Consider the following 22,358-nt stretch of genomic DNA (forward strand, 5'->3'; position numbering starts at 1 on the left):
ATTGTCTGACGGGTTAGAGTTCCCGTCAGGTTTCCCCGGTACGAGGCCCTTTACAGAAGCGCTTTGTACCGGATTTTTTCCAGTGCATCCGGGATGTCCATCACAGGCACCGCTTCGCACAGAAAATCTCCCTGGACGAAATCACATTCCATTTCCAGAAGCGCGCGGACTTGTGAGGCGCTCCTGATCCCTTCGGCGACCACCTTGCGTCCGAGGCTGTGGACGATGTCGATCACCCCCCTGATGATTGCCGCATCGGTCCCGTGACGCTCCAGGCCTGCCACAAACGCGCGGTTGATCTTGACGTAGTCGAACGTGATGGTTTTGAGGTGGGTCAGGGACGCAAAGCCCGTGCCGAAATCGTCCAGCGAAATCTGGACCCCCTTGCGATGCAGGGTATCAAGTTCGCGCTCGACCTGCTGGTGGTGCGGTCGGGAAAAGATATTTTCGGTAATTTCGAGCGCCAGAGAATTGAGCGGAACATTCATGCCATCTGCGAGGCTGTCGAGTTTCCGGAAAAAGTCGGTATTCTCGAAATCGCAGGAGGTGATGTTAATGGCGATGCGCTCAAAGCGGATGTTTTGTTCGCGAAGTCTGCTCACATCTTCCATAACCCTGTGCGTTACAAAAGTATTCAGGGTCATGGTCAGGCTGTGGTCTTCAAACACCTCAGGAAAATACTGCGGAGAAAGTACTTTATGTTGTGGGTGGTCCCAGTGCAGGAGGGCTTCAAATGAAATACGCCCGGGGATGCTGAGGGAAAAAATCGGCTGATAGAAGACTTTGATGCTCTGATCTCGCAAACCGGTCTGAACGCGTCGACGTAGACGGGCCGCGAGGTCCAGTTTTTCCTCCATGACGGGATGGTATTCCCGCATGCGGTTTCGGCCTTCGGTCTTTGCGGCATAAAGTGCCAGATCGGCGCATTTCAGGAGAGTTTTCTCCCGCGCATCGGAGAGGGGCACGGACACATAACCGATACTCACGGTACAGGCATGGGTCATGGTCCGGTTGCGGATGCTGAAGCGCATCTGCTCCAGGATGTCCTGAAGGATCGTTTCAAAAAGAGCCAGAGTGTCGCCTGTCATGAGGACGGCAAATTCATCACCGCCGATGCGGGCGATGAAACAGTTCTCGCTTTCGAATTCCTGCAGTTTTTCGGCGACCTTGCGCAAAAGGCGGTCGCCGGAATCATGGCCGGACGTATCGTTGATTGTTTTGAAGGTGTCGATGTCGAGCAGGGCCAGACAGAGATGGCTTGCGGTGCTCGTGCGGAGGGTCTTGCGCAGGATATGGGAAAAATGCAGTCGGTTGGAAATCTTGGTCAGGAAATCGGTATTGACGACTTTCTGTAATTTCTGCCGACTTGATTTGAGATGGTTTTCAGCCTGTTTGCGGTCAGTGATGTCAAAGCGGATGGCCACATAGCTCGTGACTTTTCCGCTTTCCGAAATATGGGGTACAATTGTGGTGTCGACCCAGTAAAGGCTGCCATCCTGACGACGATTGCAGATTTCGCCATGCCAGACATTCCCTGAGGCAATTGTGCGGTACATCTGGCGAAAGAATTTCTTGTCATGCTGCTTTGAACGCAGCATGCGGTGGTCGTTGCCGATGAGTTGGTCACGGGTATAACCGCTGATTTCCTCAAACCGGTTGTTGACTGAAAGAATGCGACCGCGTGTATCGGTGATGGCGACAATAGCGGAACAGTCCAGGGCGTGAAGGACAAAGTCATCACGGGCGCCCTGAGGCCAATTTTGGACAGAATTCAGGCTTTCCCTGAAGTCATCCTTTTGCTTTTCCATCACCCGAATTGACTCTCTCGATAGGAGAATTGACTATTATCCTACAATAATTAAACGTTCGTTAAAAGGCTGTCCGGGTCTGTTCGGGTGGAGCGTTCCCGGATTTGTTGCAGGATTTTTTCTTTTCTGCGCGGATGATGTCAGCTTTTATTTAATCTCTTTCAATAAAGATGGTTTTTGTCAGACCGCGTCAGCAATCTGATCTTCCATAACGCCTCTGATATGCGCTTGAGAACCCGCTTTCCTGTTTTTATATGTGTCGATAACCGGGAATGTTACGGTCGGATTCAGAGTTCCGCCCATTGCCGCAGAAGGTTGTGATAGGTCGAGGTCAGGCCGAGGACGGCAGGGTGGCTGTCCGGTAGGGCTTTGCGGGTTTCGATGATGGAGCAGTCGAAGTCGTAGAGTAGTCTGCGTTTCGTGTCGTCACGTACCATGGACTGGGACCAGAAGAACGAGGCCCAGCGACTGCCGCTGGTGATGCGGTTGACACTGTGCAGGCTGGTTGAGGGATAGAGCACCATATCCCCGGCAGGAAGTTTCACACTCTGGGTGCCGTAAGTGTCCTGAATGACGAGTTCGCCGCCTTTATATTCCTCCGGGCCGGTGAGGAACAGTGTGGAGGACACGTCGGTGCGGATGCGCAGCCCGGTTCCGGGAATGGGGCGGATGGCATTGTCCACATGGGCATCGAAATGCATGCCGGTATCGTAGCGGTTAAAGAGCGGCGGATAGACACGCAACGGCAGGGCCGCGCTGTTGAATGTCGGGTTCCGGCCCAGGGCGCGCAGGACGATTTCTCCAAGTTCGCGGCATTCCGCAGAGTCCTGCGGGATCTGGAGGTTCAGCTTGGCTCTTGCGGACTGTTCTCCGGCGGTGATGCGGCCATCCGTCCATTCGGCTGCTTCCAGTCTGTCGCGGAAATGGCGGACCTGTTCGGGAGAAAGGACGTTCGGAATATGGATCAGCATGGGTGTCGGGCCTCAAATGAGAATAACTCTTAGCTTGGAGTCATAAGATCGTTTGGGAAGGGGAGCAATTGGCGCTGGAGCCCTGTGGGGCATCCGGAACTGGGCAAAAGAGTCGCATTTCCGTCCGTTGACACGTCCTGTCGGGCGGGGGATGAGACGGGAATGGCATTTCATCCCCTTTACGTTGCGCAGAGTGCAGGAGTGTCGCGCAGGCTGTTGGCCAGCGTGGCGCTTGTGGCCGTAATCTGCGTCGCCGGCGTAGAAAATAGCCGTGCCGAAGGGGGTATGGCCGCACCACTTTCGATGCATGATGCGATTGCTGCGGCCTGGAAAAACGATCCCGTCCGGATCGAGCTTGAGACCAATCAGGAGTCCGCGGATGCGCGGGCAAAGGCAGCGCAGTCCTGGTTTGCGGGCGGCCCGACGCTGAGCGGCGAATATTATGACGACCGCATCAGCGGGGACAATCACGGCTACATCACCTGGCAGGGGGGTGTCTCAGTGCCGCTCTGGCTGCCGGGTCAGGGCACGGCGACCGAGAATGTCGCGAAGGCCGAAGCGAAAACTGCGACCGTTCGCCTGGATGTGGAGCGCATGTCTGTTGCGGTGCGGGTCGTGGATGCGACCGGGGCTGCGATCATGGCGATGCGTCGGCAGACCGCCGCACTCGCAACGGTGTCTGCCTTGCGCCGGATTGAAGCCGATGTGCAGCGGGCCGAGCGTTCGGGCGAAACCGCGATGTCCGACCAGCAGGCCGTGGAGGCCCAGCTCGCTCAGGCCCGGACTGAAGCGGACATGGCCGCCGAGGACATCGAAACCACCGCGAGCCAGTTGCGAACCCTAACGGGTCTGCCGGGGGTGCCGGATATCACGCAGGCGGATGACCACTGGCTGGCGCTGACACGGGCGAATGACGGACGCTGGGTTGAAGACATTGATCCCCGTGTGCGGGCGACGCATCAGGCCGTGATTGCGGCGCAGAATCAGATGAAGCTGGTCCGCAGGAGCTTTATGCCCAACCCCGAAGTGGGCGTCGATGCGATCGATCAGGGGCAGTATGGCAGTCCGTGGGACACGCAGGTGGGTGTTAATCTGCGGGTGCCGCTGCCGAGTGCGGTGACGAATACGCCACAGGAATCCGCCGCCCGGGACCGCATGGCGGCTGCGACACGACAGGAAGTCGAGGCACGCAGGGCCGTGCGGAACGAAATGGCGCAGGTCCGGGCGCGGCTGGTGGCGGCGACCGGCGCGCGTTCCAACGCCCGTATCGAAGCCAGTTCCATGCTGCATCGGGCAGACGGGATGGAGCGGTCCTGGCGAGTGGGCGAGACGCCGCTTATAGAAGCGCTGCGAGCCCGGACGGATGCGTATCGCGCGCTTCTGGATCTGAACCGTGCAGAAATAGCCTGGCATGCGGCTGTCATCCGGATGGGCATTGCGACGGGGACCATTCCATGAGCCGCTTTTCACGTTTTCTGTTTGTCGGGGTGGCTGCATGTGCTGTGGGTTGCGCACATGCGGCTGAAACGCCGGGCTGGATGCAGCCCCTGACGCTGGGGGCACAGGCGCGGGATGCGGAGCATCTGCGGACCGTGATCGTACGGCAGGGAACCTTGCATGACACGGTCTCGGCGCTGGCTCAGGTGAGTGCGGATCTGTCCCGGACGGTCGTGATCCGTGCGAGCGGAGACGGCAAGGTCACGGCGGTCCGGGTGACACCGGGGCAGACCGTGGAGCCGGGGCAGGCGCTTATTGATTACACCGATCATTCGCTGCATGTGCTGCATCTTCAGATGGAGCAGGATCAGGCGGCGCTGGCTTCGGCGAAGGCGACGCTCGGGGAGGCCGAACTGGCCTACCGGCGGGGGCAGGCGCTTGTCGGCAGTACCGTGTCGGTCGGGGAAGTGCGGCGACGTCAGGCAGCGGTGCAGCAGGCCCGCAGTATGGTCGTGGCGCGGGAAGCGGATATCGGGCTGATCGAACACCGCCTGACAGAAGAGTTCACTTCCGTGACGGAAAAGATCGTGCAGGACGAAGCCTCCACGCTTATTTCGCCGGTGCGGGGTGTGGTGCAGTCCATCCAGACCTCCGTAGCGTCGGATGTGACGCCGGGGCAGGCCGTGGCGACGGTTGTAGATCTGTCAGGCGTGTGGATCGTCGCGGATCTGCGGCCCGATGAAGTGTCCCGATTAAGTGTGGGAAGCGTCGTGACGGTACGGCCTTCGGGCAATGCGCGGGCCGAGCCGTTCCGTGCGAAGATTACGACGATCGACGGCGTTGCGGACCCAGTGACGGGGCTGGTCAAGGTTGTCTGTGTCGTGGACCGGCCTGTGGCGTTTTTGAGGCCGGGGGTCATGCTGGATGCGACTCTTGAAACCAGCGAGGCAGTTGAGGGCATGATCGTCCCGGCCGATGCTGTGCAGACGATCGAGGGGCATGATCTTGTTTATGTTCAGACGTCGGAAGGCCAGTATGCGCCGCGCGAAGTCCGGGTCAGGCTGGCTACCGATGAGAGCGCCGTCGTGCAGGGTCCTCTGAAGGTGGGGGACAGCGTGGTGGCGGAGGGCAGTTTTGCCCTGAAATCCATGTCGCTCGTCAGCGGGCTGGATACGGACTGAGCGGGTTTCATGCTGCGTTTTTTCCAGTCCAACCGTTTTGTCCTGCTGGGGCTGCTCGTCGCGCTGATGATCGGCGGGATCATGACCGTGCCGGGTCTGCCGGTCGAGCCGGTACCGGATATTTCGCCCAAACAGGTCATGGTCTCTGTCACGGCGCCGGGGCTGGCGACGGAAGAAGTCGAAAAACTTATTACCTTCCCCGTCGAGGCCAGTCTGACCGGAATTCCGGGCGTGACGGATCTGCGGTCTGTGTCCCGGACGGGCGTGTCGGCGGTCTATCTCCAGTTCGATGATGCGACGGATATTGATCTGGACCGGGCGCGGGTGTCGGAACGGCTGCAGGCGGCGCGAGACAGCATCACGCTTCCGGGCGTAAGTGTGTCGATGGGACCACTTGCGACGGGCATGGGTGAGATCATGCAGCTCCAGATCCGCGGCGGTGGCCTGTCGCTGATGGAACTGAACCGGCTCATGACCTGGACGGTCGTGCCGCAGCTTCGGCTGGTGCCGGGCGTGGTGGATGTCAACGTCAATGGCGGGGCGGTCGAGACGTATCAGGTGGCGGTCGATCCGGCTCGGATGCGGGCGTTTGGTGTGTCGATCGGCGACATCGTTCAGACCGTGGACACCAATAATGCCTCATCGGGTGGTGGCTGGATCGCGCATCATGCCGAGCAGAATGTCGTGGTCGGGCGTGCGCTCGTGGGCAGTCTGGCGGATTTTGGCGCCATCCCCGTGAAGTTCGGCACGAATGGTCACGTGATCCGGCTGCGGGACATGGGTGTTGTGTCCGCAGGGCCGCGCACGCGGCTTGGAGCCGTGACGCGCGACGGGCAGGGCGAGGCAGTCATTGGCGTCGTGATGATGCAGACCGGCGCAAGTTCAAATGCGACGCTGGATGCGATCCGGCATGTCCTGCCGACGATCCGCCAGTCCCTGCCGCCGGGTGTCACGCTGGAGCCGTTTTACAGCCGGGCGGATCTGACGGGCCAGACCATCCATACGGTCAAGGAAAACCTGCTGATCGGTGCGGCTCTGGTGCTGTTTGTGCTCGTGGTCGTTCTGGGAGACTGGCGGGCGGCGCTGGTGATCGTGTCCGTCATTCCGGCGTCGCTGGTCGCGGCGATGGCGGGGATGCGGCTGTTTGGCGTGTCGGCCAATTTGCTGAGTCTGGGTGCGATTGATTTCGGGATGATCGTGGACAGTTCGCTCGTCGTGGTGGAACACATCATGGTCGAGCGCGGTGAGAACCGGGAAGGGAAGCCCTTTGCCGCGCTGACAGCGGACGCGGCGCGCGCCGTGGTGCGACCTGTGAGTTTTGCGATTTTCGTCATCATCATGGTCTATCTGCCGGTGCTCACGCTTCAGGGCATCGAGGGCAAGATGTTCCGGCCGATGGCGCAGACGGTTATCATGGCCCTGCTGGCGTCGCTGGTTTACTGCTTCGTCTGCGTGCCGGTTCTTGCGGCAATGCTGATGCGCAAGGTTCAGGCGGATCGGGAAACCGTGTTTGTCCGGATTGTGCGTCGGTATTACGAGCCCGCTCTGCGCTGGACCGAACACCATAGCGGACGGCTGCTGATCGTCACGGGTGTGGCATTTCTGGTGGCGGTGCTGATCGGCGGACGGCTGGGTGGGGAGTTCGTGCCGCAACTTGAGGAAGGCTCGCTGGTCGTGACCTCGACGCGCCTGCCGGGGGCTTCGCTGGAGACGGTGCTGGCCAGCGTGACGGCGGAGGAAAAGATCCTGCGCTCCTTCCCCGAAGTCCGGACGGTTGTGAGCAGCACGGGGACGGCGGCGATCCCGACCGATCCGATGGGAACGAACGAGACCGATACGTTTGTTTTCCTGCGTTCCCATGACGAATGGAAAACGGCGTCCACCCAGACGGAACTGGTCACGAAAATCAATGACGCCCTGCAGAAAACCCTGCCGGATGCGGCGTATTCGTGGTCGCAGCCGATTCAGATGCGGATGGATGATCTGCTCGCCGGGGTCAGGACACAGCTTGCGATTTCGATCTATGGCGATGACCTCTCGGAGCTGAACCGGATTGCCGGACAGGTTGTCACGACGCTGCAAAACGTGCGGGGCGCGGCGGATGTGGCATTGCAGGGAAGCGGGACGGTGCCGTTCCTGCATATCGACGTCAACCGCGATGCGGCCGCCCGGCTCGGGGTCGCGGTGCCGGACATTCTGGCAGTGGTGGAGGCTGTCGGTGGTCATGTCGGCAAGCCCGTGACGGTTCAGGGCGCGATCATTCCCACGCAGGTGCGTCTGCGAGCGGATGCGGTCAGTTCGCCGGACAGGATCGGGCATTTGCAGGTCCGCCGGGCGGATGGGAAGGGCTGGGTTCTGCTGTCACAGGTCGCGGACATTGTGCTGTCGGATGGTATGCCGCGCATTGATCGGGACAATATCCATCGCCGGGTGATCGTGCAGGCCAATATCCGCGGGCGGGACGTCAGTTCGTTCGTGGCGGCCGCGCAGAAAGCGGTGGTGCAGACTGTGAAGCTGCCACAGGGCTACCGGATGGTCTGGGCCGGGCAGTTCCGCAATCTGCAATCGGCGTTGCACCGTCTGTTCATTGTTGTGCCGATCGCGCTGGCGCTGATTTTCCTGCTGCTCGTGGCGGCTCTGGGATCGTTCGGCGCGGCGTCGCTCGTGTTTGCCAACCTGCCGATGGCGGCGACGGGCGGCATTTTCATGCTGGCGCTGCGGGGGCTGCCCTTCAGCATTGCGGCCGGGATCGGGTTCATCGCGCTGTTTGGCGTGGCGATCCTGAACGGTGTGGTGCTGGTCAGCCAGATCCGTGTGTTTCGGGAACAGGGACTGGCAGCGGCGGATGCGGCGTTTCAGGCGGCTCGGAGCCGGTTGCGACCGGTTCTGGCGACGGCATCCGTAGCCAGTCTGGGCTTTTTCCCGATGGCGTTTTCGGGGGGATCGGGCGCGGAAGTCGAGCGACCTCTGGCGTCTGTCGTGATTGGAGGGCTGATGTCCTCCACGCTGCTGACGCTGTTCGTCCTGCCGACGCTTTATGCGCGGTTCTTTGGCCGCGATGATCAGGACGCACCGGAGCAGCAGTAAATCTGTCCGGTGCAGGGGGCTCTTACTGGAAGGGCAGGTAGCGGAAGTCGAAGAATATCTGGCTCATGCTGGTATGCGGATCGCCACCGATGCCGGACCAGATCTGACGTCGGGAATAGGCAAGCTGTGTGCCCGCCTCGACAGTTCCGAATTTGCCCTTGAAGAAGCGCCACCAGCCGCCAATCGTGACTTCGGATACGCCGCGTGTGTTGGCGGTGCAGGACAGGGTGGAGAGTTCCTGAAGACAACCAGCGTTGGAATAGGCGGGGTTGCCGTAGCCGTAAGACCCGCCGTTTTCGTTGAAATAGGAATGGCCGACGCGCTGAGTGCCGAAATAGCCGTACACATCAATCCGCGGATTGGGATGCGCGATGATGCCCGCCTGCGCCTGAACGCCGAAGAGCGGATCGGGGCTGCCATTGGCTTTGAGCGTGGCATCGGGCAGAAGCACGGAGCCGTAGCGGTTGATGCCCCAGCCTGCGAGGCCAGCCATACGCAGTTCCAGTTTGCCAGGGATGAGGGGCAGGATCATGGAACCACCCGCTCCTCCGCCGACAGCGGTGTTGTTATGGCCGGTATGGCCCATGGTTACGCGGTCATGGGGGAAGTGCAGGATGCCTTCCATTTCGTAGTGACCCCAGACGGGATCGTAAGCGACCTTGCCGATGACATCCGGGGCGATTTCGTTGGAAAAATTGGTCGTATCATTGGTCAGACCGACGCCATTTTCTCCGATCGTGACGGTCGAGCCATTGGGCATCGCAACAGCGCCGTTCGTGTTTGAAAAGCCGGTCGTATCATACAGCGTGGCAGGATTTTCAATGGAAAGGCCGGTCCACAGGCGGTGATGGAAGAAATCCTTCACGATGCGGACCTGCCATTGCCGGGACCATGTCTGGCCTGCGAGCATGGACGCCTCGATCGTTTCCGGAAGACTTTCCTGCCGCGCGACGATACCGGCACGGCCCGGCGTCAGAAGGCTCCAGGCCTGACCACCAAGGAAATGCCAGCCTTCCGTGTTGTCGTCATAGGCGAGATAGGCCTGACGCAGACGGAAGGAATAGCTGTTGCTTTCGTAAGGGTCAGTCGTGACCGCACCGGCGCCGAAATCGGACTCGAAGAAGCCGGAAATCGTTGATTCCGCATCAATATTGCCGCGAGCCAGCAGGGATAGGCGGCTGTAACGCGCGCCGCCGTCGAAATTGTTGGTGTGATAGCGCGGCTCGTTCGGATACGGCATGTCCTGCCAGTAATTGAACGTGTCCGAAGCGATATGGCGGTTTTCGAGCACAGCGGCGGTATCGACGAACCCACCCAGCATGAGTGTGACGGGGCCAAGATGGAAAACCCCGTGATCACCAATTGCACCCGCAGACTGTGCGCCAACAGTTTCGCGCGGATGAGGGCCGACGCCGTTCTCTGCGAAATGAACCAGAACGTCTTCGGCGCGATGCCCTACAACGGCAAGTTCAGATCCTTTGCCGGTGTCTATCAGGTCACGCCCGCTTGGCGAGAGGGACACCCTGTCGCGCCGTGCATGAGCGCCTCGCACTGGCTCCGAACCGGAGGATGCTGTCATTTCACGCTCGACACCGGAGGTTTCGGGCGGTTCAGTCGTTTTGTTACCGTGATGATGGACGGATGCGGTGACGATGTGCCCGGAATGATTTTCCTGTGTAGCGATCTGTTCGGCATGGGGGGAGGCCGTGCGGGTCGGTGATGCGCCTGAGGCGTGGTGTCGGGCGATTTCTGCTTTCAGGAGGGCCATGTCGTGATTGATGGCGCGCTGCTCTTCCTGCACATGGGCCTGAGCGGCCTGAAGGCGGCTCATTTCCTGTTCCATTTTCGAAACAATATCGTCGTCAGCGCGTGCCTGTGCGCTCAGTGCGAGTGCGCCCAGAGCCGTTCCAAGAAACAGGGATGTGCGTCCCGAATAACGCAGGGACCGCAGCATGTGAAAGGTGAGCAGAATCAAGTAATCCCCCGTGTCAAAAGATGTCAGGAGCATGTGCATGAACACGGGCCTGATAGCTCTTAAAAATATTTTCAGAGGAATGCCAGAAGGCCGGAAACCGCGAGGGACGCGTGGAAAAATGATAATATTCTCGGAGGGATCTGACCAGCATAACGGAATCGTGAAGTCTTTTTTAAAGATAGGAGTGTTGGTCTGAACTGAGGAAAGAAAAAATCAGGATAAATTTTGATAAAACTTGTCTGAAAATTTATGGAGATAAGCTGATTAATATTATTAATACATTATATTATTCGGAATTTATGTTTTATTTTCCTGAATTTGTTTTAGAATTTATTTTTACCTGATTCCTGTTTGAAGAATTTTTTCCTGTAATAAAAAGTATCAACCTCCTGCATCTTCACCGTGACGTACGGGTCGGGCATGGTGGGAGCCTGGATCTGGGCGTGTATCCGCTCTTTTGGAAAATGGAATGCGATGATGAAAGTTGCTCTGGGACAGTTTGCTGTTGCGCCGGACTGGGAAACCAACCAGCGGCAATGTCTGGATCTGATCGCGAAGGCGAAGGCAGGCGGTGCTGAACTGCTGCTCCTGCCCGAAGGCATTCTGGCGCAGGACATCAACAATCCGGAGCTTCTGCCCCAGACGGCACAGCCGCTGGACGGCCCGTTCATGGAAGGACTGCGTGCCGCCAGTCACGGGATTGCCGTGGCGGGATGTGTCAATGTGCCGGACGGGCACGGACGGTTTTACAATACGCAGTTTGTCCTGCGCGACGGGACGTTCATCGCACAGTATCGCAAGCTGCATCTCTATGATGCTTTCAGCATGAAGGAATCCCAGCGGACATCACCGGGGCTGGAGCTGCCGCCTGTCGTGCAGATCGGTGACATGAAGGTCGGTCTGATGACCTGCTATGATGTGCGCTTCCCGGAACTGGCGCGCCATCTCGCTCTGGCCGGGGCCGAGGCTATATTGTTGCCTGCGGCATGGGTCAGAGGTCCGATGAAGGAACGGCACTGGGAAATCATGGCCGTGGCGCGGGCTCTGGAGAACACCTGTTATGTCGTGGCGGTCGGTGAATGTGGCGCGCGCAACTGCGGCGCCAGCATGGTGGTCGATCCGCTGGGCGTGATTACGCTCGCGTTGGGTGAAGCGCCCGCTCTGGGTTTTGCCACACTGGATCGTGAGCGGATCGCCCATGCGCGGCGCGTACTCCCTGTTTTGGAAAACCGCCGCTTCGCTGATCCGGTTCTGGCCGACCGGTAAGTCGGCCTTCACTCATGAGGCTGGGGCGGAAGCCTCAGTCCCGGCGTGACCTGAGGAAGCGTCCCGTGCCGGGCTGAGCGGTGACGGTGCCGTTGTCCATGGCCAGCACGCCTCTCTGGAACACCTTGACCGGCCACCCCTGAACCTGCCGCCCTTCATAGGGCGTGTAGTCAATATTGCTCTGGAACAGGGCGTTGGTGATCGTGACGGATTTGTTCGGGTCCCACAGGACGAGATCCGCGTCCGAACCCGGAGCAATCGTTCCTTTTTCGGGATAGAGCCCGTAGCGCTGGGCCGGGGTGGTGGCGGTCAGGCGTACGAAGTCCGTCAGGTCGATTTTTCCGCCGTTGATGGCGGCATCGTAGAAGACCGGAAGGCGTGTTCCGAGGCCCGGCATACCATTGGGAATCAGCGAGAAATCCGCATCCCGGCCGTGGCGTCCCTTGCCGACGGCCCCATCGAACGTATAGCCGCAGTGATCCGAAGAAATGATGCTGATGACACCGTTGCGAAGATACTGCCACATGCCGTCCTGAGCGGCTTTCGTGCGCAGAGGCGGGCTGCAGATATATTTCGTCCCCTCAAAACCGTCCCGCTTGAGGTCGTCTTCCGTCAGGGTCAGGTAATGCGGGCAGGTTTCTGCAACGACTTTCACATCCCGGGACTGGGCGCGGGCGATCTCTTCGGCGACGTCGGGGCAGGAGACGTGAAAGATCTGGATCTTCTGGTCAACCAGTTCGCTCATTGTCATGGCGCGATATGTGGCTTCACGTTCTACGGCAGGCGGGCGCGAGGTTGCGTGCCCGTGTGGCTCGGTGCGTCCTTCCGCAAGATGCTGCAGGATCAGGTGACGGATGGCGTCATAGTTTTCGCAGTGGACGGATACGATGATGTCGCTTTTGCGGGCCGCTTCCAGAACCTGAAGAAACTGGCCGTCCGTCAGATGGAAATCGTCATACGTCATGAAGACTTTCAGTCCTGCCGCGCCACGCTCGGCCACGACGGGAATGTCGTCGCGGATGGTCTGTTCGTCAGTGCGGGTGATGATCTGGTGGATGGCGAAATCAATGCGTGAATTGGCGCCTTTTTCGCGATAGGCGTCGAACTGCTCCACAAGGCCCCGGCCGGGGACGTGGGACGCGAAGCAGACGACCGTTGTGGTGCCGCCCAGGAGTGCCGATCCGGTGGCGGAGACGAAATCGTCTTCATGGGTCGTGCCGTCGGCTTCTTCCTGTTCGATATGACAATGACCGTCAATTCCGCCCGGCAAGACGAGCAGGTCGGTGGCATCAATCGTCTCATGGCCTTTCAGGTCGAAACCGATATCAACGATCTTTGAGCCGTTTATTCCGATATCGGCAGTATATTTATCCGTGGCGGTCACGATCATGCCGTTGCGGATAACGATGTCAAAAGTCGTCATGACGGTTTCTCCTGAAATGGGCAGGGGTGGTCAGCCGCCCCTGAGAATGTCCATGCAGTCTGTCGCGACATTGCGCAGATGCATGACCATGGCGTCGCGCGCGCCGGTGCTGTCGCCGTCGAGCAGCGCGTCCAGAATGGCCAGATGTTCGCGCGTGGATGCGGGAACACGTCCGAGCGGGTAGCTGACTTCGCACAGACGGGTCAGGGTCCGCAGTTCGTTGATGGAACGGAGCAGGACCGTGTTGCCCGAGACTTTGGGAAACATCAAATGGATGCGGTCGTCGAGTTGCCACTGCGCGGCGGTCTGTTCGGGTGTCGCGCCAAGTTCGATGACTTCGCGGCGGAGATTTTCCAGCACTTTGCGATCAAGCCTGTCGAATGACAGGTTGATGGCTTCGCTTTCAAGGATCTCACGGATATGGATGCCCTGAAAGAATTCGGTAGCCGAGACGTTCCGCACTGCAAACGAGCGCGAGCCCTGCTTGACCAGAAGATCCTCGGCGGCGAGTCGCATCAGGGCCTCGCGAACGGGAGTGCGCGAGATCTCGAGATGATCCGCCAGGCGCCCCTCCACGACGGACATTCCGCCGGGGAGTTCTTTTTCAAGGATCATGCGCCGGATCTGTGTATAGGCCAGTTCCGCGAGATTCAGCTCGCGTTCGGCCACCATATAATCGCCCATTACGGTCCTTCCAGTGCCATTGCATCGTGCAAGGCTGCTGACAGCTCCTGCCATTCTTCTGGGGCGATGATATCAGAAGCCTTGCGGGTACGGCAGGAGGGCCATTTGCCCTGCATGACCAGACAGGCCTTTAGACGCAGCGTAGCCCGGCCCGAGGGCGCACGACCGTAAATCAGGTTCGCCAGCGGCTGGATGGCGTCATGGACCCGGCGCGCAGCGGGCAGGTCGTCATTCTCCATCGCGCGCCACAGTTTGGCGAGCGACACGGGGAGGATGGCTGCGAGGCTGACGAGGCTGCCGGTCGTCCCGATGGCGAAGCACGGCAGGAGATGTTCGTCTCCCGACGCCATGACGTCCACATGCGGGGCCACGCGCGCGGCTAGCCTGCGGTGTTTGTCATAGGCGTTGGTTTCCCAGCTTCCTTCCTTGATGGCGACGATGCCGGGGAGCCTGAGCAGGCTTTCCAGAATGGGAAGGGAATAGGCCATGCCGCCACTGCCGACGGAGGATTGATACAGCATGATCGGGGCATCAACGGCCTCGCAGATCGCGGCATGATGGGCGATGATGGCGTCGTGATCCTGTGAGACTGCCCATGAAAACGGCGGGAACACGAGCAGTGCGTCCGCGCCGGCCGCGATGGCATCACGGGCATGAAGACAGGCTTCGTCGAGGTCTTCGGACAGGATGCCCGAGACGATGATGCGGTCTTTGCCGATGGTATCGGCGGCCAGTTCCACGACGCGGCGCTTTTCCTCGCGGGTCAGGAGATGGTTCTCGCCCGCATGACCGTTGCACAGGATGCCCACAATGCCTTCGGCACGGGTGCAGTCCCACAGATGCTGTGTGAAGCGTGCCTCGTCCAGCGTTCCGTCTTCCAGAAAGGGCACCAGCGTTGCGGCATATACGCCCCGGAATGGCGTAGGAGAGACGGGGATCATGGGCGTGTTCCAGTGGGGGGGAGGGAGGAGAAGCGGATGGGGTCGAACGCGCCCAGATCCGGGGCGCCGCCCAGAATGCGCTCGGCAAGCAGGCGGCCCATATATGGCCCGCTCGTAAATCCGGAATGGACACACCCGACGACGAAAGCATCGTCATCCGGTGTCAGCGCACCGATCAGGGGCATGGCATCGGGTGTTTCGGATTCGAGACCGAGCCAGACACGCAGGATCTGCGCTTCGTTGAGGCGCGGGACGACATGCTGGGCCAGACGGACATTGCCGCGAAGGTTTTCAGGAATGACTCGGGTGCCGCCCTGATGGATGTTGCCCTCGCCCTGCCAGCCGCCACCGATCAGCACGCTGCCATTGGCAAACTGCTTGAGGGACAGAAGGCCATTGGCAATGCTCAGTACGCTCCTCATGACGGGCGGCAGCGTTTCTGTGACGACAAGCTGGTTGATGAGGCAGCGGATCGGAATGTCATATCCGAGCCAGCCCAGCATCTTTTCCAGCCACGCCCCGGTGCTGAGCACGATCCTGCGGCCCCGTACGGGATGCGCGCGGCCGGTCATCTGAACGTCGTAGCCTCCGCCCGTAACGGGGCAGATGCCCTCAACCGGACTGTTCTCGATGATCGTGACCCCGGCCTGTCTGAGGGCGCGGGCATAGGCCCCGCCGACGCGATAGGTCGGGATATGGCCGTCCAGCGCGCAGTAGGCGGCGGCGCGGAGGGTCGGGTTTACGCCGGGTTCGATCCTGATGGCCTCTTGGGCTGACAGGACTTCAATCGGCGCACCCATCTCCTGCCGGACATGCGCGCGCTGGCGCAGAAGCTCCTCTTCGGCTTCGGTAAACGCCATGGACAGGCCGGGTGTGGCGAGGGCGCCGACGTCTTCTCCGAGCCACTCAGCGCTGTCGAGCCACATCTCGCGGCCACGGATGGCGTGGGGAATGAGCTGGGCTCGGGTCATGTGCAGGGTCAGGGTGCCAGCATTGACGCCGGAAGCCGCCCGGAACATGTCCTCCCGGTCGATCAGGGCGACCTTTTGGCCAGCGCGGGCAAGGAAAAGCGCAGTTGTGGCGCCCATGACGCCCGCCCCCACGACGACCGTATCAAAGATATCCGGTTTGGTGTGCAGCGCCTGAGTCATAGGGGAGCTGCCTTCGGAAGAGGAATATCGGAATAGGTGAATTCTCCGGTCACGGCTGTGAGCGGGAGGGGGAAGAAGGGCATTCGCGCTGTGAAACTGCCTGCCTCTTCGGGGGTTTTGCCGCAGGCCGCCGCGAGCAGGCCGCGGGCGCTGTCCTCACACATGCGGCCCTGACACGGACCCATGCCACAGCGCGTCCAGGCTTTGAGCTGGTTCAGGTCTTCGGCTCCGACCTGAATGGCGGAACGCAGGGTCGCGGCTTTCACGCGTTCGCAGCGGCAGACGATGGTGTCGTCCTGAAGATGGGCGGGAATGGTGCTGCCGGCGTTCATCAGAGGGAGCATCCGGCGCGAAACGGCCTCAAGACGACGGCGCTGACGGAGAGGCGTGCGTGTCAGGGCTTCGTAAGTTTTCGTGGAAATCACACCTCGGTCATGGGCGATGGCATGGGCCGTGATCAGGCCCCGCAGACGGGCCACGGCCATACCCCGGATTCCGGCAGCGTCCCCCGTGACATAAAGATCGGGGCGGCTGGTGCGGCCTGCGTTGTCCGTTACGGGTTCGAGATAGCCGCCGATCGGATCGTAACGGTGGTGAGCGCCTGCCGTGCGGGTGATGAGAGTCGAGGGTTTGAGGCCATATCCACAGGCCGCGGCTTCGGCGGCATAGAGGTGGCGGCGTTCGGGATGATCCATTTCGGTAACGGTCAGGAGCAGGCCGGTCTCCGTTTCCTGCGCTTCCGAAATATGGGCGCGATGATGGATCGGGATACCAGCCTTTCTGAGGCGCAGCATCCAGCTTGTCGCCTGTGTCAGGCGTGCCGGGTCGAGCGACAGCATGGCACCAAGACGCAGCCAGTCCGAACGATGACCGGCATCCACGATAGCCACGACCCGGCCACCCAGTTCGAGAACCTGATGGGCAACGGAGAACAGGAGCGGCCCTGAGCCCGCGACCACGACACTCTGGCCGGGCAGGGTGCCGCCGTTGCGCATCAGGATGCTGGCGCCCGCAAGACCGATGATGCGCGGAGTCGTCCAGCCCTGAAATGGCAGGAAACGTTCGGTGGCGCCATTGGCGACGACAAGCGTTGCGTCGGGGAGTTGGTCGATGCCGTCCGGTCCGAGCAGGTCGAGCGTTAGTGTGGGCGACAGGCCCCAGACGCGGGTGGAGAACCGGACATTCACGCTGGATGCGGCCAGTTTCTGGCGCAAAGTGTCGCCGCCGGAAAATTCGTGATTGGGCGGCACGACCCGACGTGCATAAGGTGAGGGCGCGCGGAAGATCTGGCCGCCTGCGACAGGCTGTTCGTCGATCAGGGTGACCGGGAATCCATGCCGGGACAGGGCGATGGCAGAGGTCGCACCGGCAATGCCGCCACCGATGACGGTCACGGGAGAAAAATCAGGACTGGACATAGGGCGTGACGGTCATGTTCGGGAGGAGGGGAGCTTTGCAGGCATAGGCGACGGTGCCGTCGATGCGGACGCGGCATTCCTGACAGCTTCCCATGAAGCAGAACGCTCCGCGGGGTGTTCCGTCGACGCCGGACCGGCCGAGTTCCGTAATTCCGGCGCGTCTGAGGGCTGCTGCAACCGGTTCTCCCTCGACCCCTTCGACGGTGCTGTTCAGGAAGGTGAAGGTTACAGGAGGCATCTTGTTTCCCATCAGGATCGGTCCGGAGAAGAAATTTCTTTTAAAGGGTTTTCTATCGTATACAGAACGTATATCTGGATTAGATCAGTGATCGGGTCACCGCAACCCCAAAGTCGCACAACATGCAGGGAAACCTTTCTTGAGAGCGATCCGGAACAGTCTTCTGCTGGGGGTCTGCGCTGCATCCGTCGTCCTGTGGGGCGGGGGCGTGCAGGCGAGGGACAGTGCCGCCATCCGGGCGAGCGGGCACATCAATATCGGTGTGGAACCCGGACTGCCGCCGCTTGGGGAATATGACGATCACAACGAACTTGTGGGATATGATGTCGATATCGGTCGGGCGATTGCGCAGGGTCTGGGTGTTGAGCCGCGCTTTGTGACGCTCGCTTCCAGCGGTCGCATTCCCTATCTGATGGCCGGGAAAGTCGATATCGTTCTGGGCGGTCTGACACGGACGCCTGCACGGGCGGATGTCATTGCATTTTCGCGGCCACTTTATTCCGAGCAGTTTGCGGTTATTGCTCCCGAAGATCGGGGCATCGCGTCCTTTGCGGATCTTGAATCGGGCGCGCGCCGCCTGATTGAGGTGCGTGGGTCAACGGCGGTTGCGTATCTGCAGCAGCATGTTCCCAAGGCGCCGATGCTGCTGCTTGAGAGCTATGCCGATGCCATTCGCGCGCTGGCGCAGGGGCGTGGCGATGCGATGGTGGATGTCATCGAATATGTCGGACACTACCTGCCGTCGCAGCCTCAGGTGCGCTGGCGGATTATCCGGGGATTCGCGCCGCCCGTGGGGGATGACTGCATCGGGATGTCACAGCAGGACGTAGCCCTGCGTGCGGATGTGAACCGTATCCTTGACGGGATGGAGCGCGACGGACGTCTGGAGCAGATCCATCGCCGCTGGTTCGATCCCGCCGGTGCAGGGCACGCGCCATGACGGGGTTGGATTTCCGTCCCGTTTTCGCGCATCTCCCGTTTTTGCTGGGTGGTGTCGGGGTGACAATCCTGATTGCGACGCTGGCCTTTGTGTTCGGACTGTCGCTCGCCGTTGCACTGGCCGTTCTGCGGTTTGAAAATCAGGGCGCATGGCGCAGGCTCAGTCGCAGCTACAGCACGGCTCTGACGAATACGCCTCAACTGTCCCAGATTTTCGCTGTGTTCTACTGTCTGCCGCTGACGGGGCTGATGGTCTCGCCGTTTTTGTCAGTCGTGATCGGCATGACGCTCAATGCGGCGGCCTATCTGGCGGATATCCTCGGGGCGGGCATGGCGCGGGTGCCGCCCGTCTATCATGAAGTTGCGCTGACGCTGGGGTTGAACCGGCGTCAGACCTATCTGCGGGTCATCCTGCCCTATGCGGGGCGTGCGATGTTTCCAGCGCTGGCCAACCATTTCCAGATCATGATTTTGGGCAGTGCCATGGCGTCCATTTTCGGCGTCGAGGACCTGACGGGCCGCGCTTATGATATCGGATCGACAACGTTCCGCATCCTTGAAGTCATGCTCGTGACGGGCGGACTCTATGCCCTGCTGTCTTTCGCGCTGACGGGTGTGTTCGCACTCTTCCGCCGCACGATGGAGCGGATGGTATGATCGCGTTTTCGCATTATGACATCACCCTTCTGCTTCAGGCGATGGCCCGGACGGTCGTGCTGTCGCTGGGCGGCGGCATTCTCGGGATTGTGGGGGCGGTCATCCTTACGGCGCTTCGCCTGTCCGAAATATGGGTCATGATACCGCTGCGGGTTCTGGCGGTGGTGTATGTCCAGACCATCCGGCGCATTCCGTTCATCGTGACGCTGTATATCGTCTTTTTCTGCACGGGCATGATGGGCGTGGATGTGTCGGCGACTGCTGTTGCGATTGGCTCCATCGGGCTGATTGCGGCGGCCTATCTCTGCGAAATCCTGCATGGCGGCGTCAAAACGGTTCCGGTGGAGCAGGTCGAAGCCGCGCTGGTGCTGAACCTGCCGTTCTGGGCGCGGTGGCGGTATGTGATCGGGCCGCAGGCGATGTCCGCCGTTGTGCCGCCCGCGGTGGGGTATCTGGTGCTGTTCATCAAGGACACGGCGCTGGCCTCCCAGATCGGAGTTGTGGAGCTGAGCCAGGCTGGGGTGATCCTGACCAATCGCGGCCTGCCCTCAACGCAGGTCTTCTGTGTGGTTCTGCTGCTCTATTTCGCGATTTCCTATCCCCTGACCTGCCTGAGCCGCCTGCTGGAGAAACGCATTGCCGTACATTGATGTCCGGGACGTCTGCGTCCGCCACGGGAAAAACGAAACCCTGCGTCACGCTGGATTTGAGGCCGAACGCGGGGACATCGTGAGTTTCATCGGGCCGTCCGGTTCCGGGAAAACCACGTTTTTGCGGACGCTGATCGGGCTTCAGCCGGTCTGGCAGGGGCAGATGGGCGTGAACGGGCGGAACGTGGACATGGCCGCGCCTGCCTCTGCGCGCATTCTGCGGGAGCAGGCTGCGATCGTGTTCCAGCAATACGGACTGTTTGGTCATATGTCGGTTCTGCGGAACCTGACGCTGGCACCGACGGTCGTGGCGAAGCGTTCGCGTCGGGAGGCCGAGCATGAAGCGCGTGCGCTGCTGGAGCGTCTGGGGCTGGCGGACAAGGCGGACGTGCTGCCAGCCGATCTGTCGGGCGGCCAGAAACAGCGTGTGGCGATTGCGCGCGCGCTCATGCTTCGCCCGGCGCTGCTTCTGCTGGACGAGCCGACATCGGCGCTCGATCCGCACAAGGTGCGTGATGTCGGCGTGCTGCTGCGTGATCTGGCGCAGGACGGCATGACCATCATTCAGGTTTCCCACGCGATGGGTGTCGTCTCATCGCTGTCGGACAGGATCGTTCTTCTGGAAGACGGTCAGGTCAGAGCCGTCGGAACGGGGCGCGGGGACGCGACGCAACAGCCCGATATCGCGGCGTTCATGAATACCCATGGCGGTGATGCCGCCACGGACCCGGCCGGATCGCGGTCGGACCCGGAACATTGAGGAAGGAAAGACCCATGAAGTTTCGTGGCACATATACCGTCATGATCACGCCTTATGACAGCGAAGGACGCGTTGACGTTCCGGGGCTGCGGCGCTTCACCGACTGGCAGATCGCACAGGGCATCGCAGGTCTGATCCCGCTGGGCTCGACCGGCGAATTTCTGTCGCTGACGGATGACGAACGTACGCTGGTTGCGCAGACCGTCATCGAGCAGGCTGCAGGCCGCGTTCCGGTGTTCATCGGAACAGGTGCGGAAAACACCTATGACGTGATCCGCTACAGCCAGGAAGCCGAGAAGCTCGGGGCGGATGGCGTGATGATCATCCCCCCGTTCTATTCTACGCCGACGGATGACGAGCTGTTCGTCCATTACCGCCGGGTGTCGGACGCGATTGGGCTGCCGATCATGCTCTACAACAACCCGGCCACGGCGAATGTGGATCTGAAGCCGGAACTCGTGGCGCGTCTGTCCCATATCGACAACTGCTGCCTGATCAAGGAATCCACGATGGATGTAACCCGCGTGCGGGACATCATTCGTCTGTGTGGCGACCGGCTTTCGGTCTTTGGCGGCATCATGGGCTTTGAGAGCTTTCTTGAAGGCGCCATTGGCTGGGTCGCAGTGGCGTCCAACGTTGCGCCGCATGTCATGAGTGAGATTTTTAATCTCTGTGACGGTTACAAGGATATTGGAAAGGCGCGGGAGATGTATTTCCGCCATGTGCCGCTGATCCAGTTCGTGGGCGGGCAGGGGTATGTCTCGGGAACGAAAGCTCTGCTGAAGCACATGGGCTTTGATGTCGGTGGTCCGCGCGCGCCGCGTCTGCCGCTGCCGGAAGCGGATGATGCCCGCGCGCTTCAGATCGTCCGCGATCTGGACCTCCGGTTTGAAGAAAGCGTCTGATATGAGGGGCGGCCCTGTGTCAGGTCTGATCCGGGGGGCGGGGCTGCTCTGTGCGGCCCTGGCTTTCGGGGCGCAGGCGGCACCGTGTCCGCAGGCTGTTGAGGGGCTGATCTCTCCGCCGCATCTGGTCATGGCGACCAACCCGACGCTGCCGCCTCTGCAATATGTGACCGTGGACGGGCAGATCGCCGGAATGCGGATCGAACTCGGAAACGAAATCGCCCGCAGGCTCTGTCTGACGCCGGTCACGCTCTCGACGTCTTTTGCGCAGCTCACACTCGGGCTGCTCGAAAAACGGTGGGACGTCATCAATACGGGGATGTTCTACACTGCCCAGCGGGCGCGGCTGATGGAGATGATCCCCTACGAAATCCAGGCGATCAGCGTGTCTCTTAACGATGATTCCGCGCTGCATCCCGCACGACTTGAGGATCTGTCCGGCTCTTCGATCGGGGTCGAGATGGGTGGAATAGAAGAACACCATGCCCGCGAGGCCGATCAGGCCCTGCGGAATGCCGGACGGCCGGGCTTTGATATCAAGACGTTCCAGAACGTGGGCATCGCCTTTGCGGCGCTGCGCGCGCGGCAGGTGACGGCGGTGTTTTCCATTGATGCTGTCGCACGGCGTAACGCACTTCAGGGTGGCGTGAAGCCTGTTCTGAAAGGGCTGTATCCCACGCCCGTTGCTCTGGCGCTGCGGGATCCGGCTCTGGCGCAGCGTCTGGCGGATGTTCTGGAAGCCATGCGTGAGGACGGAACGCTGGAGCGGCTTATGGCGCCTTATGGCGTCGCACCCTTTCCCGGACGGATTGTGGTTTCAGGACCGTCCCATCCGTCCGACATGCATTGATACGACACACAAACACG

19 protein-coding genes are annotated in these 22,358 nt (G+C 60.7%); 10 read left to right on the forward strand and 9 right to left on the reverse strand.

Features of this window, described 5'->3' with window-relative positions:
• Nucleotides 1-50: 50 nt before the first annotated feature.
• Nucleotides 51-1,808, reverse strand: a complete 1,758-nt coding sequence (locus JK208_RS00085; RefSeq protein WP_194261729.1) for a bifunctional diguanylate cyclase/phosphodiesterase — start codon at nucleotides 1,806-1,808, stop codon at nucleotides 51-53.
• A gap of 287 nt (nucleotides 1,809-2,095) precedes the next feature.
• Nucleotides 2,096-2,779, reverse strand: a complete 684-nt coding sequence (locus JK208_RS00090; RefSeq protein ID WP_211573890.1) for a Fe2+-dependent dioxygenase — start codon at nucleotides 2,777-2,779, stop codon at nucleotides 2,096-2,098.
• A 285-nt stretch (nucleotides 2,780-3,064) separates the two neighbouring features.
• Here JK208_RS00090 and JK208_RS00095 point away from each other — a divergent pair, with 285 nt between their 5' ends.
• From JK208_RS00095 to JK208_RS00105, 3 genes are read left to right on the forward strand one after another with little or no spacing between them, the layout of a single operon-like run.
• Nucleotides 3,065-4,237 (forward strand): TolC family protein, encoded by a 1,173-nt coding sequence (locus tag JK208_RS00095; protein ID WP_194261940.1) that lies wholly within the window; start codon nucleotides 3,065-3,067, stop codon nucleotides 4,235-4,237.
• Nucleotides 4,234-5,397, forward strand: a complete 1,164-nt coding sequence (locus JK208_RS00100; RefSeq protein ID WP_211573892.1) for an efflux RND transporter periplasmic adaptor subunit — start codon at nucleotides 4,234-4,236, stop codon at nucleotides 5,395-5,397. The genes JK208_RS00095 and JK208_RS00100 overlap by 4 nt, the downstream gene beginning before the upstream one ends.
• 9 nt (nucleotides 5,398-5,406) lie before the next feature.
• Complete coding sequence (locus JK208_RS00105) at nucleotides 5,407-8,484, forward strand: efflux RND transporter permease subunit (RefSeq protein ID WP_211573894.1); 3,078 nt, start codon at nucleotides 5,407-5,409, stop codon at nucleotides 8,482-8,484.
• A 22-nt stretch (nucleotides 8,485-8,506) separates the two neighbouring features.
• On the opposite strand, the gene JK208_RS00110 is transcribed toward JK208_RS00105, so the two are convergent.
• Nucleotides 8,507-10,438, reverse strand: a complete 1,932-nt coding sequence (locus JK208_RS00110; protein WP_211574298.1) for a hypothetical protein — start codon at nucleotides 10,436-10,438, stop codon at nucleotides 8,507-8,509.
• Nucleotides 10,439-10,933: 495 nt separating this feature from the next.
• On the opposite strand from JK208_RS00110, the gene JK208_RS00115 reads away from it, so the two are divergent.
• Entirely contained in the window at nucleotides 10,934-11,725 is a 792-nt protein-coding gene (locus JK208_RS00115; RefSeq protein WP_249201841.1) for a deaminated glutathione amidase, read from the forward strand.
• 34 nt (nucleotides 11,726-11,759) lie between these two features.
• Here JK208_RS00115 and hydA read toward each other — a convergent pair whose 3' ends face one another.
• The 6 genes from hydA to JK208_RS00145 are packed head-to-tail and all read right to left on the reverse strand — an operon-like array spanning nucleotide 11,760 to nucleotide 17,580.
• Nucleotides 11,760-13,148 (reverse strand): dihydropyrimidinase, encoded by a 1,389-nt coding sequence (hydA, locus tag JK208_RS00120; RefSeq protein ID WP_211573895.1) that lies wholly within the window; start codon nucleotides 13,146-13,148, stop codon nucleotides 11,760-11,762.
• 30 nt (nucleotides 13,149-13,178) lie between these two features.
• A complete protein-coding gene (locus JK208_RS00125; protein ID WP_249201842.1) occupies nucleotides 13,179-13,832 on the reverse strand; it encodes a GntR family transcriptional regulator in 654 nt (217 codons plus the stop codon).
• On the reverse strand, nucleotides 13,832-14,773 hold the full coding sequence (locus JK208_RS00130) for a dihydrodipicolinate synthase family protein (protein ID WP_211573897.1): 942 nt from the start codon (nucleotides 14,771-14,773) through the stop codon (nucleotides 13,832-13,834). Before JK208_RS00130 ends, JK208_RS00125 begins: the two co-directional genes overlap by 1 nt.
• Nucleotides 14,770-15,924, reverse strand: a complete 1,155-nt coding sequence (locus JK208_RS00135; RefSeq protein WP_211573899.1) for an FAD-binding oxidoreductase — start codon at nucleotides 15,922-15,924, stop codon at nucleotides 14,770-14,772. Before JK208_RS00135 ends, JK208_RS00130 begins: the two co-directional genes overlap by 4 nt.
• A complete protein-coding gene (locus JK208_RS00140; protein WP_211573900.1) occupies nucleotides 15,921-17,342 on the reverse strand; it encodes an FAD/NAD(P)-binding oxidoreductase in 1,422 nt (473 codons plus the stop codon). Before JK208_RS00140 ends, JK208_RS00135 begins: the two co-directional genes overlap by 4 nt.
• The gene (locus tag JK208_RS00145; protein ID WP_249201843.1) at nucleotides 17,329-17,580 is read right to left on the reverse strand and encodes a (2Fe-2S)-binding protein; all 252 of its coding nucleotides are present in this window, start codon (nucleotides 17,578-17,580) and stop codon (nucleotides 17,329-17,331) included. The genes JK208_RS00140 and JK208_RS00145 overlap by 14 nt, the downstream gene beginning before the upstream one ends.
• 139 nt (nucleotides 17,581-17,719) lie before the next feature.
• On the opposite strand from JK208_RS00145, the gene JK208_RS00150 reads away from it, so the two are divergent.
• Genes JK208_RS00150 through JK208_RS00175 form a run of 6 tightly spaced genes read left to right on the forward strand, consistent with a single transcriptional unit; the run spans nucleotide 17,720 to nucleotide 22,341 of the window.
• Nucleotides 17,720-18,520, forward strand: a complete 801-nt coding sequence (locus JK208_RS00150; RefSeq protein WP_211573902.1) for a transporter substrate-binding domain-containing protein — start codon at nucleotides 17,720-17,722, stop codon at nucleotides 18,518-18,520.
• Nucleotides 18,517-19,176: an amino acid ABC transporter permease gene (locus tag JK208_RS00155; RefSeq protein WP_211573903.1), complete on the forward strand. Its 660-nt coding sequence runs from the start codon at nucleotides 18,517-18,519 to the stop codon at nucleotides 19,174-19,176. Before JK208_RS00150 ends, JK208_RS00155 begins: the two co-directional genes overlap by 4 nt.
• Entirely contained in the window at nucleotides 19,173-19,826 is a 654-nt protein-coding gene (locus JK208_RS00160) for an amino acid ABC transporter permease (protein WP_211573904.1), read from the forward strand. Before JK208_RS00155 ends, JK208_RS00160 begins: the two co-directional genes overlap by 4 nt.
• Nucleotides 19,813-20,586: an amino acid ABC transporter ATP-binding protein gene (locus tag JK208_RS00165; protein WP_211573905.1), complete on the forward strand. Its 774-nt coding sequence runs from the start codon at nucleotides 19,813-19,815 to the stop codon at nucleotides 20,584-20,586. Before JK208_RS00160 ends, JK208_RS00165 begins: the two co-directional genes overlap by 14 nt.
• 14 nt (nucleotides 20,587-20,600) lie before the next feature.
• Nucleotides 20,601-21,491, forward strand: a complete 891-nt coding sequence (locus tag JK208_RS00170; RefSeq protein ID WP_194267647.1) for a dihydrodipicolinate synthase family protein — start codon at nucleotides 20,601-20,603, stop codon at nucleotides 21,489-21,491.
• Nucleotides 21,492-21,507: 16 nt separating this feature from the next.
• A complete protein-coding gene (locus JK208_RS00175; protein WP_211573906.1) occupies nucleotides 21,508-22,341 on the forward strand; it encodes a transporter substrate-binding domain-containing protein in 834 nt (277 codons plus the stop codon).
• Nucleotides 22,342-22,358 lie beyond the last annotated feature (17 nt).

This window comes from Gluconobacter sp. Dm-74 (genome assembly GCF_018256135.1).
GTDB lineage: Bacteria > Pseudomonadota > Alphaproteobacteria > Acetobacterales > Acetobacteraceae > Gluconobacter > Gluconobacter cadivus.